9 protein-coding genes are annotated in these 13571 nt (G+C 38.1%); 2 read left to right on the top strand and 7 right to left on the bottom strand.

All coding sequences use genetic code 11. The features are described from left to right. Window positions 1-14: 14 nt before the first annotated feature. From ACHSBP_RS19445 to ACHSBP_RS19430, 4 genes are read right to left on the bottom strand one after another with little or no spacing between them, the layout of a single operon-like run. On the bottom strand, window positions 15-968 hold the full coding sequence (locus tag ACHSBP_RS19445; protein WP_395390189.1) for a hypothetical protein: 954 nt from the start codon (window positions 966-968) through the stop codon (window positions 15-17). Then, the gene (locus ACHSBP_RS19440; protein WP_395390188.1) at window positions 965-2383 is read right to left on the bottom strand and encodes an AAA family ATPase; all 1419 of its coding nucleotides are present in this window, start codon (window positions 2381-2383) and stop codon (window positions 965-967) included. The genes ACHSBP_RS19445 and ACHSBP_RS19440 overlap by 4 nt, the downstream gene beginning before the upstream one ends. After that, a complete protein-coding gene (locus ACHSBP_RS19435) occupies window positions 2383-4641 on the bottom strand; it encodes a hypothetical protein (RefSeq protein WP_395390187.1) in 2259 nt (752 codons plus the stop codon). The genes ACHSBP_RS19440 and ACHSBP_RS19435 overlap by 1 nt, the downstream gene beginning before the upstream one ends. Window position 4642: 1 nt before the next feature. Further along, on the bottom strand, window positions 4643-5458 hold the full coding sequence (locus ACHSBP_RS19430; protein WP_395390186.1) for a TnsA endonuclease N-terminal domain-containing protein: 816 nt from the start codon (window positions 5456-5458) through the stop codon (window positions 4643-4645). Between the two features lie 400 nt (window positions 5459-5858). Between ACHSBP_RS19430 and ACHSBP_RS19425 the strand changes: the two genes are divergently transcribed. Continuing rightward, the gene (locus tag ACHSBP_RS19425; protein WP_395390185.1) at window positions 5859-7775 is read left to right on the top strand and encodes an ATP-dependent nuclease; all 1917 of its coding nucleotides are present in this window, start codon (window positions 5859-5861) and stop codon (window positions 7773-7775) included. Then, window positions 7772-9607, top strand: coding sequence for a UvrD-helicase domain-containing protein (locus tag ACHSBP_RS19420; protein WP_395390184.1), 1836 nt, complete (start codon window positions 7772-7774; stop codon window positions 9605-9607). Before ACHSBP_RS19425 ends, ACHSBP_RS19420 begins: the two co-directional genes overlap by 4 nt. Window positions 9608-9921: 314 nt before the next feature. Here the strand turns inward: ACHSBP_RS19420 and ACHSBP_RS19415 are convergent, their stop codons facing one another. The 3 genes from ACHSBP_RS19415 to ACHSBP_RS19405 form a co-directional block, all read right to left on the bottom strand. Beyond that, complete coding sequence (locus tag ACHSBP_RS19415) at window positions 9922-10233, bottom strand: hypothetical protein (RefSeq protein WP_395390183.1); 312 nt, start codon at window positions 10231-10233, stop codon at window positions 9922-9924. After that, window positions 10223-11188, bottom strand: coding sequence for a viperin family antiviral radical SAM protein (locus tag ACHSBP_RS19410; protein WP_395390182.1), 966 nt, complete (start codon window positions 11186-11188; stop codon window positions 10223-10225). Before ACHSBP_RS19410 ends, ACHSBP_RS19415 begins: the two co-directional genes overlap by 11 nt. A gap of 125 nt (window positions 11189-11313) precedes the next feature. Further along, window positions 11314-13518 (bottom strand): hypothetical protein, encoded by a 2205-nt coding sequence (locus tag ACHSBP_RS19405; RefSeq protein ID WP_395390181.1) that lies wholly within the window; start codon window positions 13516-13518, stop codon window positions 11314-11316. Window positions 13519-13571 lie beyond the last annotated feature (53 nt).

Genomic DNA, 13571 nt, shown 5'->3' with positions numbered 1-13571 from the left:
CCCAGCCTCCGCACTTAAATGTTCGGAATATTATCCAGCTCACCATACATTGCACGAATCAATACTAGGTGGACTATCGGCGAAAGAAACGCACTATCATTAAACGCCGCTTGATATAGAGATAATGCAGATGACCGTTTAACCGAGTGCCCCTCTTTAGCATTAGTAAAAAACAATGAGTAAAGTCGTGGATCAAACTTATTATCAACAAATTCTTGCCCTTCCTCGACTATGCGACGTTCTTTTAACTTTAAAACACCTTGGCGCTCTCCTATGCCAAGCCAATCTCGATAAGCTTTTTGCAACTTACGCAATGTCAGCGAACTATTTTCACCGTTAAGTAGCTTAAAGGCGGTCTGCTGAACCCAATCGGCATCTTCATCCCTAAAGTTATAAATTGCAGAAATTGGTGTAGCACACTTGTTGCAGTGATCGTCACTTGAGGGTGTTTTAATAAGTTCTAACTTTTGCCAGTTGTTGCCACAGCCAAGACATCCACCTTTAAGTGCATTACCATGCTTTTGACAGTAGCTTGCTCCCGGTAATTGATGCTCAAGGTGAAAATATGGAAAACCGCGAGCTTCAAAATCTTCATCTACACTAACGCTACAATAACGCCATGTCATGGTGTTGCGAATAACACGATGCACCGTCGGCATCAAACAAACCTTGCTGTTATCATCAAGCTCGTGTTGCAAAGGCAAAAATGGGTTATATAGATTTACCAGAGTATGTCGCTCAATAAATTCAGATATCTCACTAGCACCCTGCCAGTGTTTTGCTATGTCACGATAACTTTCGCGCCATACGACACCAGGTGTTAATGACTTTGAATCTAGCGAAATGTCAAACGTTGCATCACCGATGGATTTGTATGAAGAATATAAATATAACCTTCCTAGTGGCCCCAAAATATGCTCATCAGGCATGATATCAATATTAGCCAATACGGCCTTTCTCGCTATCATAATGAGACTCCCAACTGGGCTATCAAGTCATCTTTCGGAAGGCCTTTCAAGTTTCGCATATCACCAAGTGGCATATAATCTTGTTCGATATCCTCAAACTCTAAGACTTCGCCATCATCCGCACCTTTCTTTCGAGCTAGTTTTTCGTGAAATGCAATATCTCTGGCTATAGCATCCTCAATGGCCTTATCTGTCGGGCACTTAAACTCACCTTCAGGTAAAATGTCTTCAAATCCCAGATCATTTCCCGTGGCAAGTGAAAGCAGCGCATTATGAATTAAGTCAAATTGATCTTGGTAGACCTCTTCTAAAAGCTCAATCGACAAAACTTCTTCGCCAGATTCAATCGCTTGCTCATACGACAAACGCATCAAACGTGCTGTCATAGCAGGCAACCCTGCGGTTAACTCATAAACTCGCCTCATAAATGGTACGTCAAACTCAAATTCTCCATTCAATAAACTCGGATAGTAGAAACCTTTTAGAAATATATCCCAATAAGATGGCTCATCATTTTTTAAGCTCTCTAAATCATCCTTAATTGGATCAAAATTGAATTTGCGTGACGAACTCAGACGTCTTGTAGTACTCATCGTGGTATTAAACAAAGGGCGAGCTTTTGGTGTACCTGCAACGATTAATGGCACTCCCACCGAATTAAAGAAGTCATCAATAAATTCTAAAGTCGAATAGTCATCTTTGTTACAATCATTCGAGGCACAGCGCTGGACCTCATCAATAAAAACCATTCCTAGGGAGTGATTCAAGGCAATCTTTTTCGCCTCTTGGATCAATACAGGTATTGCAATGCTTTTCCCTTTCCATTCATCGTAATACTTTGTACCTATGGCCTCGTCAATTGCGTTAAAAAAACTTAAGACAAACCCTCTTCTCGTTTTAGTCACTGGTGCCTGGAACTCAACGAAAACAATCTGGTCAAGCATTAGTCGTTGATCTTTGTACTGAGTATGCTTTAAGACTTTAGGAAGCAAGGATAAGCATTTTCTTACCGCCAATGTCTTTCCTGTGCCGGGAACTCCGATAATAGATATGCATTTAGAAAGGTTCATACTTGCTGAAATCTGATAGCTTTTCTCAACAGAGGCTTTATGTTGTTCAGCCTTCATTTCAACTGACAAGGGGTTGCGATGCAAATAACCAGTCAATATGTTCTTCAGAATCGTCTTATAGAGCGTATACAGCTCAGGGTGGACGGTATAAGTTAGATCTACTAACTCAACACTAAGCTCCCGCTCGAAATCACTTATTTCTGCACAATCCTCACTAATAACTCTGTGAGTTAGATCGCTAGCAAAACATTGTAACGAAAGTGCAGGTTCAATTGCTTCGATTAGCGGATTCCCTTGAAAACTGGTAATTTTGTATGGTTTATATTCTGCTTCTTTGATTTTCATTATTCTGCACCTCCGTACATCTCAGCTAATTTCTGTTTGGTGTTTTTTCCTAAAATTGGCATAGTAAAAGATTTAGGTGTTACTTCTAGCTGCCCATCATTTCCAACGCTCAAGATGTCTCTAAAGAGTTGGGCTGTTGCGTTGTCCTGCATTTGCTTTTGAATATAAGCCATCGTCGAGATATGTTGCTTGGGTGCCTTAGTTACGTTTCCAGTCCCTTTCAGGCGTTCTTTTGCTGCTCGCGTCAACTCAGACGTCGCGTCAAGTTGCTGCATACGCGCCTCACGCTCTCGCACTTGTTGAATCGCGCGTTCTTTGTCATATAATTTCAATCGATGTAAAGCATCAAACCAGGTACGATTACGATATATTTCAGAATGATCATTTAAAGTAGCAGCGTATATTTTCCCCTCGTGGCGATACCAAATTCGATTTGTATCGGCATCAAAGTAACGCACATCCAAGGTTTTAACTGCTCTTGATTTACTGTCGGTTAGCCATCCTTCTGATTTAGCAAACGGGCAAGAATAATAAAGACCCTTAAACTTGATACCACGCGAGGTGGTAGCTGCCCTACCTGAAGGTAGTAAGGCAAATAGGTATTGTTCTTTTGCAAAGCGTTTACCACGGCCATTATTCATGTAATGCTCCATGCCAAAATTCCATACAGCTAACGAGGTTGACGGAATCCCTTCTTCAGACATGACTTGGTCGTGAATGTTGTTTTTAAATACCTCATTGTTTCGAATCAATGTCTGCATGATCAGCAAACGCATAAATTCGTCATACGTATAAGTTGCGAAATTGGATGCATGCGGTTCGCCCCGCTCAGGCAAGCGTTCAACATAGCCGGGCATGAATTGAATAACGTCTTTTTTATCAATTTCAAATCCTCCCTCAACTCCGCCTTTGCTTTTACCACTGTAGATTGCGGTATAGTTTATGCAGTCGACGCCCAATTTCTCGTCAAGCAAATTCGCCATATTTTCTTTCGGAAATTCGACACCATTATCAATAGTCAACTCATTGCACGATACGTCGCATGGCCATTGCCAGGGCTCAATATGAACCCCGTATCGTTTACAAAACTCAACCTTGTCGGTGAAGGCGTTATACAAAGCTTGCATTACACCCACCCAATTAGGCCCCCCAATGCCCACATGAAAACCAGCAACCATGCCGGAATAGACACAACTTACACGGTAAGTTACTGGTCTCCCTGAAGACAGGCGTTGCTCAGTGAAATAAGGAAAAATGAGATATACATCCTCCCTAGTCGCATCAATTTCATATCTGAATGACGGTCCTGGCACGCCATCTCTTGCACGGCCAAAACGGCTTTCGTATTCCTTTAAAAAGTGCTTATCACCATTCTTACGCCAGACGAACGTGCGGTCTTTTTCTAGCTTTTTAGTAAATGCATAGTATTGAGAAAAGCTAATGCTCTCTGACTGAAGTAGCGGTATGCGCCGTGTCGTTTCGTCACCGTTCTCGTTTACAGTCGCCACTTCTTCGCTTTGATAGTAAAAATCAAATAACCGATACTGTTGGGTGTAATTGAACCGATTGAATAATTTTTTCCCGAGCTTTCTTAAAAACTCTCTGATGTTGTCTTCATCCTGGGGCAGCCTGTTTCGATATTCTGTATACTCCGCTGGCCTACCACGCTTTTTAAGACTTTCATGCGTTTGTTTAACAGGTTGATAATTGCAACCGCAATAGCGGTAATTGGGGTACATGGCTGCTTTGCATTTACCCCGAAAGAAGTATTGTGCTAACAAACGAGATATCTGCACGGTAGCAACGCCAGTTTCCAGGCTGATTTGCTTAATGTGCTTATTAGCTTGCCCTTTTTCGTATAAATAGTCGTAAAGCTTTTCGCTATCTTCTAAGATAGGCTTAATCAATTCATAATTATCATTGGCAGCCTGCGTCCGTTCTTGGATAAAGGTATCTCTTTCCATCTTTGGGAGGTTCTTTGGGACGTAAAGACCATTTTCATACTCCGCCCGTACCACTTGATAATCATAGTTACTAATTGTCGATTGAAACTCTCCAAACGACATCACGTCTGGTTTACTTTGCTGCCGTCGAGGACGCACTGGTGAGGCCTTTGGGGAAGCTGAAAGTGACTTTCGACGATGCGGGACTTTATTCAAATCATAAAATGCGAGTTTTCCTGCTGCATTATTCACATCAACAATTAGGTAATTGATCGAGTCATTTTCGGTTCGAACAATTGAATGACGTTGAAACATATTAAACCACCTCCTTCATCACTAACGGACGAAAAGGGTTAATCTCAGTTTCCAAGTCAGCAGGGATTTGATGCGTCCAAATTCCCCAATCAAACAGAGAGATTAGATCCTCTTTGGGTAATACTAACTTGGGCTTAACTCTTCTCAATATCTCATTAACAGTAGGGTTTTCATATGCAAACCAGATATTCATGAACTCATTAATGAAACGTTCTTCATGTTCAATAAACTCATGTTTGAAATTCGCACATGCTCGGTGCTTAAGCAGGTTTTTAGCGCACATTTTTGAAATATGTGCATCTGTTACCAACTTAAATCTTATGTTTTTCTTTTCGTAATAACGTCTTTCTAGCTCAATTTTCGCTAGGGTTCTGTTAACAGAAACAGGATGCTTAGATTCAAAGTCAAGTGAAGCAAGAGGCTTATATGAGTAAGCTACTTTTTCGATTTTATTTAGCTGCTGATTATACTCACGGGCAAATAAATCAGTGGTCATGACATAAGCTTCACCATCACTATCCATGGGATACCGAATTCCCATTTCATGAGCAGTTTTAATCGCAAGTTCGATGTCCCACAAAGGAAATTGCTCGTAGTAATCGAGCACTCTAGGTAATGACTCGTGATAGATCCCAAATCGACGTTCACCATCAGATAAAAAATGATGTTTTCGCCTATCCTTCATACCGTTGAAAAAGTGACGACGAGTCCCTTTAGGACCAGACCAAACTTTTATAATGGGTTCGTAAGTGCCTTTTGATAGAGGCTTGAGCCAGTCCTTAATAATTTTTGAGGCTTTATTTATTTTTACTTTCAATTGCTATTCCTAAAAGATGACTTTAATACAGGAATAGCAAGCAAAATCGTTTTAGTCTAGCGAAAGAATAATTATAAGTAATTGTTAATAAAGGATATTATCACAATATTTATATATAACTGTCAGATAGATTTATTGACAGAAAAACGTCTTTTTTAAACAAAAGCATAAAGTTAGCTTTTCTATTTAATATAACGGTATATATATATTAGAGCCTTAGTATAGAACCCCTAGCTATATAAAATCTTAACTTATAGAAACTCAATCTAAAAAATAAACCTCCAATTAGCGCCCCAAAAAAATTAGAGGGCCAAAATTCAAGATTTCAACGTAATTTCTGTATACCTTAAGAAAAAACAACCTTAAAATGTAATCTGAAGTTAAAAATGAGAGGGAAATCATGTATATATCGCAAATAAAAATTAAAAATTTCAGACAATTTAAGGACTTCTCTTTAATATTAAACAAAGGGCTCAACCTAATCGTTGGTGAAAACAACGCGGGTAAAACCTCTCTTATTGATTCAATTAGAATCCTTCTAGACACTACTTCTGCTGAATGGGTTAGTTTAAGCACCACAGATTTTTCTATTGGAGAAAATGAACTGAAGATCCAGGTAAAGTTTGAAGGGCTTTCGGAAAATGAGGCAGGAATATTTCTAGAGCATTTAACAAATGAAAGCATTGAAAATGGTCCCGATGAGTCATCATTATACGTTAACCTAAAAGCTCAATTGTCAGAAAACCAGTTTAAAAAAACACAATTTATAAAAACAGATATTCGTTCTGGAGCTAATGGTGACGGCCCTATAATAGAAAGAGATATTCGTGAATATTTAGCAACAACATACCTAAAACCTCTTCGTGATGCTGGAACTGAACTTTCAGCAGGTCGCTCTTCTAGGCTATCACAAATTTTAGGAAGCAAATCTAGTGTTGCAGGCGATATTGACGCTACGCAACGCATTATTGACCTACTGACTGAAGCTACTAAAAATATCCAAGCAGATGATGCAATAGCTTCAGCCCAAAATAAAATATCTTCAATCCTAGAGTATCTGACATTTAAATCTAGTACTTTTGCGCCAGTTATGAGTTTACTAGGGAGCAATGAATACTCAGAAATGAGTGACCCCGAAAAGTCACAAGCTTTAAAATCAATTTTGGAGAAACTAACACTTGAGTTAGACGCTTCAGGAGTCAACCATGGCTTAGGTTATAGCAGTTTATTATTTATGGCTACTGAGTTAATGTTGATTAAGCAAGAACAAAACCAATACCCTCTTTTACTTATAGAGGAGCCTGAAGCTCACCTCCACCCTCAACTACAGTTGAAATTTATTAAGTATATTAGTGACAATAATAGCCAGCTCCAGTGTATTCTGTCGACTCATAGCCCAGTGCTTGCCTCAAAAGCGCCTTTGGAAAACTTAATATTGATGCAAGATGGTAAAGCATTTCCATTAAGAAAAGAATGCACTAATCTGGCACCTGAAGACTATGTTTTCCTTGAAAAGTTTTTGGATTCCACAAAAGCAAATATGTTTTTTGCAAGAGGTGTACTATTAGTTGAAGGGGTTGCAGAAGTAGTATTACTTCCCAAAATTGCAGAGCTTTTAGGTAGACCTTTAGAAGATTATGGTGTTTCTTTAGTGAACGTAAATGGCCTATCAAGAAAAAGATACGCGAAAGTATATCGCTCAAACCCCACATCGGAAACCCCACAATGTCTACCAATGAAGGTTGCTTGTGTTACTGATCTCGATCTGTGGCCAGACGAAGCTGAATATACCGGTGACAATGATTATGGTTTTAAAAGGAAAAAACAACCTAATGGTAGTGGGAAAGGTGGAAACCTAAGTTATTGGCTCAACGAACTAACAGCCGAACAAATTCAAGAGAAGAAAAATAAAAAACAAGAATTTGATGGTGAACTAGTTAAAACATTCATTTCTGATGATTGGACTTTCGAATTCTGTCTTGCTAAGTATGGACTTGCGAAAGAAGTTTACCAATCGATACATGGCAATACTGATGACTACGATAACCTGAACGCTAGTGAACAAATACGAGCAGTTCAGTTATATGGAGCTATTGAAAGCAAAGGAGAAGGAAAGAGTGAGGTTAGTTACTCATTAGCAAACATTTTGTCAAAATTTAAAGGGCAGCCACAGGAACTAAAGGCTAACCTGCCCCCTTATATTGTCAACGCCATCGAATATGTGACTGAACCACTCCCTGCTGAAGTCGTGCCAGAACCAGTTCCTACCGAGGTTGTAACTGTACCTGCTTCTGACGCGGTTGTAACTGAATCATGATTGAAATTAATGACAATGATATTAGCCAAGTTGAATCTCTGTTAGAAGTTGAGTTTGATGCAGTACGTCGACAGGCAATAACAAACTATGAAGATGTTCAAGCTTGTCCTGGGAGCGGGAAAACGACAATGGTTTCGGCGAAGCTCCTAATCATCGCTAAGAAATGGAAGCACAGTCATCAAGGTGTTTGCGTATTGACGCATACAAATGTTGCAAAAAACGAAATAATAATGCGCTTGAAGCAAAGTAATTATGGTGAAAATTTACTTTCTTACCCGCATTTTATCGGCACAATCCAAGAGTTTGTAAATAAGTTTCTAGCTATACCGTTTCTTCGATCTAGTGGCTACAAAATTAATTCTATCGATGATGATATTTGCAGCACCAAAGGTTGGAATTATTTAAGCTATGGAACAAAAGCTTATCTTGAACGCAAGCGCATAAACTCACTATATGGAATGGAATTTAGACTTGAACAAGAAGAGCTAAAGCTAACCGTGCCAGGCTTTGCAAATGAGTCCACGTCAAAAAGTTATAATAATTTAGTTTCAGCTAAACACCGATTAATGGAAAATGGCTATTTCTACTACAGCGAAATGTATGCGTTTGCAAAATATTACCTGCTAACTAATCCGAATATAAAGAATGCCGTGCGGTCTCGATTTCCCGTAGTGTTAATTGATGAAATGCAAGACACTCAAAGGTATCAGGACGAATTGATAAATGACATATTCGCTGAAGACGGTGTAAAAGTGCAAAGATTTGGAGATCCTGATCAAGCTATTTACAGTGGCGAAGGAGAAGAAAACCAATCCTATAACCAAATCACTTTAGAAAAAATCGAAAATAGCTATCGATTTGATCATTCTATTGCGTTGTTGTCTAAAAATTTAAGCTTTAATCGCATTGATCTTAATTCAAGCATAGATATGCCTGAACATACATCACACACAATATTTCTAGTAGATGAAAATTCAAGGAATGACGTCTTAGAAAAGTTTGCCGCATTGTGTGAAATAGAAGTACCAATCGACTGCACTAAGCCAATTAAAACTGTTGGTGCAGTTGGTGTAAGAAAAGATGAAGGACTAACTATTTGCCATTATGTTTCCTCCTATGACAAAAGTTATTCAACCAATACTTTTAAGCCTAACAAGTTAATTCATTATTTTTATGAAAGTAGAAAGTATAAATCTACCCATGACGCTTATCGATTAATACTAGAAGGGATAGCTAAAACTGGTCAATTATCGAACTCAACACTTAGTTTTTCGGATGGTTCCGAAGAACGCTATGCGGTTTCAAGTATCAGGAAATATTTAAAAGATTCTGGTGAACACATTAACTTCAATATAGCAGTTAAAAGCTTAATAAACGTTGAGATTGAAGAAGCACATTGGGAGCAAGCAACAAACACATTCAAGGCTATTTTTAATCTAAAGCATTCGGACTTTATGGATTTTGATAATAGGACTACTACTGTTGAAAACCCTATAAATCCAAACGAGGAAATCACTGAAGTTAATGGCCGAATAATTAAGAATGAAATAGCGACTATTCACTCTGTAAAAGGAGAAACACATGCAGCCACACTGGTTTTAGAGACAAAAAACCATGAATTCGATGTAGGCCAATTAATAGAATATATACTGGGAGAGAAGACTACGACTCCGACAGGCGTAAGAAAACCCAAATTCATGAAACAGTTATACGTAGCTTTTTCAAGGCCAAAGCATTTACTTTGCGTGGCAATGGATAAATCAAGGTTTCCAGCAGAACACGCTGATAAAACTGAATACGCTGGTTGGAAAATTGTTGACCTAACAAATTAGGCATTCTAAATATTAAAAAGGCGAGCCATTTATAGCTCGCCTTTTAAGTATTATCGATAGTCGTCTAAATTAACCAACTTCATTAAGATAACCATTTTAATTAAATTGTTAACCAACTTAATTAATGATCCTCATTAATGTCATTTTTGAATAAAGTTTGCAACTTAAGCACATTGTTTTAAAAGGAATTAATACCAAATGCAAGTTTGAAACAAAATGACTAAAACCTTACTTTTGAGCATTAGTGTAAAAATAAAGTTTGAAACTCCTATATTTACATTTTAGCAATTTAAAAAGTATGATTCGAACCTTCCTCAGTGCCTTTTACTCAAGTGCCAATTCCCACAAAAATCACATTTGTATTCAAACAAAGGCACACCTCGCTTTTCATAGATTGATGCAGCTTTTTCGGCAGCCTCTTTTCTTGTTCCATAAGACCTTTTGTACTTGCCATCATTCCCTCGATTCTTATTACAAATATAGGCTTTCCTTGAAGATATTGGCGACAAAAGCCAAGAGTTAGCTTTCCTATTCTCATAACATTCTAGAACTTGCTCACATCGAGTACGAATATATTCAGCTGTTAATGCAGACTCAAAATCGCATTCTAGGAGTTTAGCTTCCATAGTGGACTCCTTCACTTAACTTTATGACACTATCATTGGTCGAATAACGTTCTAAGAATGTTTTGGCGTTAAAGTTAATCTCTTTGAGAGCAAAATCGCACCCCACGTAATTAATACAGTTACTGTAAACATAGCCAAACCTTTGATTCAGGTTCTGATAAAAGCGTCCTTTAGGATCAATCATCAAGTATGACTCTGTCATTGCAAGGTTTGACTCAGGAAAAATCGGTATTCCTTGATTCTCATGACGCTTTAGAAACCGATTGAATTGCTCATCTGTTATCAATAGATCATCATTACCATAAGGCATTACCTGCAAAACCTTCCATTTATCTGGCTTAACATCAAGCATCAAAGATGAAAAGTCTTCCTCCCAATTTAGCTTGTTTACAACAGTATTAACTTTGGTTTTAAGACCCCTTTGTGTACTTCTTAACTTTGAGAAAGCAAGCTTTAAGTCATCACTGCTTATTGAGTTTCCTTTTCTATCAACCCTTCCTATTGTGGTTCTAGCATCATAACTTTGGCTATCAAAGCTAATACCAACCATATCTAGGGCATTGGCAGGAAGATCGAATTTATTATTCAATAGGTAATGGCCGTTAGTAATCACTGAAGTTCTAAAACCCTTTTGTTTTGCTAGCATCAGAACAATTGAAAAAGTACTGCCTAACATCATTGGTTCACCACCAGCAATGTTGAGTCGAACATTTTCATACTGAAGTACTTGCTTAATTGGCGGGTAACCATGAATAAAATAGTTTGCCAAACTATCTAAGAGCTTCTCTATTGATTCAAGTGAACGGTGCAATTCGTTTGGCTTGCCCCATTTAGCAAAACAATAACCGCAGTTGAAGTTACAAGCTTCGGTTATATGCCAATTAATGACTAACTCGTCTATTTTAGTAGCGAGTGGATGAGTCGAAAATTCGACGGGTCTATTTTGTGTAGACATACGTATACTCCTTGACTGACCTGCGCATGCAGACCGTAAAGTTTCAACATGGCGGACGGCTAGCGTCAGAGGAGGAGCATCAGGCTCCAGTACACCAAGGTTGGATTATTTAGGTTTTGATTAGTTTAGGGATTGCGCATTAAGTTGCGCCTTGTTTTGAGTGCTGCATCATAATCAACAGATTCAGAGCCTAGTAACTCTTGACGTTGACATAATAAAAGCCACCATTCGGCTGCAATAATGCCGCGTTTTAAATCTTGAATTGAAGGGTTCTTCTTTGCATGACGACGAACCGCTTTGTAGCACTCGCCTGCGATAGAGCGAACATCTTCGTTAGGATCAGACTTTTTAGTGAAATTCACTGTTTTATGAACTTTACCATTTAGGTCAAAACCCAACTCAGTTAAGGCTTTTAAGTACCCTTGTCTCCAAATAGAAGATTGTTCGACTACTTGGCAGGATTCATATTTACCATCTATTGCCTTTTCACCTTTACGAAGGCGCAAACGGCTCAAACAAAAATCTGCTAACTCATGAGAAAATTTAACATAAAAATCACTCTGAACTTGGTTATAATTCTCATGTGTTACTGCTCGATTACCATTTGTTTGATAAGCAAAATGAGTATTTGAAAGCTGTTTTAATGAGTCGTACCATCTATAAAAACCTTCACGTTCAAATGCACTGCCAATTTTTGAAAGGGACTCATCTGAAAATGGCTCTTTTGAAGAGCGCATCAATAATAGTCTATGGCGCAGGGCTTTTTTAGACGAAGAGTGATCAAGAGCGTTTAGTAACCTTTCAAGTTTTTGATGGTATATTTTTGTATTTTCTTTTTTTTCTGCTTTAACCAGTTCACCACGCAATATACCAATACTTTTATCAATATAAGGAAGCACATTTTCACGCTTCAAACGGTCAAGAGCGGCAATCGTCCAATCAGGAACCAAACTTTTTGGGAAGTTATTCGTTTCAATTAAGCCTGTAAAAAGCTCATCCCACCAATCAAACGAATCTTCAATACACTCCTCTGTATATGGCGGATTACAAGACAAAATACTTAATTTTTTTTCTATTGATAAGTCGTCGAGCTGCTCTAAAAGGATTCTCTTCCATGAATCAAAATATTGGCTATTGATCCACTTTTCTTTGCTATTTGAAAATGCATATATCGAGCTTTTAGATTCGAGTACAGATTGGAAGTCACTTTTAATAGAGTATTTAATCCAGCTAGGTATTTGCTTATGTGTTAAGTCAGAACACAAGTCTAGATGAGCACTTTTTAGTGCGTTATCTAGCTCTTTACGACTTAACTCGCTGCGGTCATAATGCTTATAAAATTTTTCGTTACAGTATGAGATAAAATAGCTATCTAAGCCTTTAGCCCATTGTTCACTATCTTCTGTGCTCGCAAGGGTTAAATCAGTGTTAATATACAGAAGCTTTTCAATATTTAATTTAGTATCTTCCAACCATTTATTAAGTAGCTCAGAAACATCTTCATCGTCTGTTTTTCCGTAATATACTGACGACTGTATGTTTTCCCAAGGTGAATTAAAGTCATACAGGAAATCTATACTACTCAATAACATCTTACCCGCGTTAGCATCTGACTTTACCCAAGCCTTAATAAATTCAATACCTCGTATAATATTTGAGGATTTTTTCGTTAGCGGCCCCGTAATTAAGTGGGCTTTAGCTATGCTCTGCAACTCTCTAAATAGCTCAGTTCCTTCCAAATATTTAAGCTCAGGCGCTACAGCATAAAGGTAGTTCCACAACACTGTTTGCCTCTTTTGTGGCTCTAACTTGTTTAGTGCCTCATCATCAAAAAAGGCTTGAGAATAATGGTAATCTGCTCCATAAAGCCATAAAACCATTACATAGTAGTCATTTACTTTATTTTTGATACCAGCTTCAAAAAGACCGAATGGAGAATCAGGGAAGAACTGTTGAATAACATCATCTAAAAACGCCATTTGAGGGCTATTTTTCTTTTTCTGCATTCTAAAAAAGAAAGTAAGATCATCATCAAACAAATCTTGCTTTAATAGATCTACATAGAAGCCAACACATTTTTCTTGCTCAGAGCTAAACTGTCCAAGGTTCGACAATGAATCTTCTAGTTTTTCTACTCCGCGAAAAACATTCTGCCAATTGTCAGAAAGGTGTTTAATCAATAAAAGTCGTAAGTTCCCCTGAACATCAAATTCATCAAGCGCTTGTTCAAAGCGTTCTTTGGGATCGTTTTTTTCTTCAAAGGTGACATTGCCAAAAGGCGCATCAATCCTGCACATAGTTTTCTCCATAAACTGAGAATTAGGTTTCACTAAAAGGTTCCAGATCTATATCTGGTTTGCAGTTGAAACCTCCCGTGCAACAG

Source organism: Pseudoalteromonas sp. XMcav1-K, assembly GCF_044005875.1.
GTDB classification, from domain to species: Bacteria; Pseudomonadota; Gammaproteobacteria; order Enterobacterales; family Alteromonadaceae; genus Pseudoalteromonas; species Pseudoalteromonas spongiae.
Note: the sequence above shows the minus strand (reverse complement) of the source record. Positions and strands in the feature narration are given on the sequence as shown.

Coding starts and splice junctions, on each gene's coding strand:
- ACHSBP_RS19440 (WP_395390188.1), bottom strand. CDS start 2,383: ATGAAAATCAAAGAAGCAGAATATAAACCATACAAAATTACCAGTTTT.
- ACHSBP_RS19415 (WP_395390183.1), bottom strand. CDS start 10,233: ATGGAAGCTAAACTCCTAGAATGCGATTTTGAGTCTGCATTAACAGCT.
- ACHSBP_RS19410 (WP_395390182.1), bottom strand. CDS start 11,188: ATGTCTACACAAAATAGACCCGTCGAATTTTCGACTCATCCACTCGCT.
- ACHSBP_RS19445 (WP_395390189.1), bottom strand. CDS start 968: ATGATAGCGAGAAAGGCCGTATTGGCTAATATTGATATCATGCCTGAT.
- ACHSBP_RS19425 (WP_395390185.1), top strand. CDS start 5,859: ATGTATATATCGCAAATAAAAATTAAAAATTTCAGACAATTTAAGGAC.
- ACHSBP_RS19420 (WP_395390184.1), top strand. CDS start 7,772: ATGATTGAAATTAATGACAATGATATTAGCCAAGTTGAATCTCTGTTA.
- ACHSBP_RS19435 (WP_395390187.1), bottom strand. CDS start 4,641: ATGTTTCAACGTCATTCAATTGTTCGAACCGAAAATGACTCGATCAAT.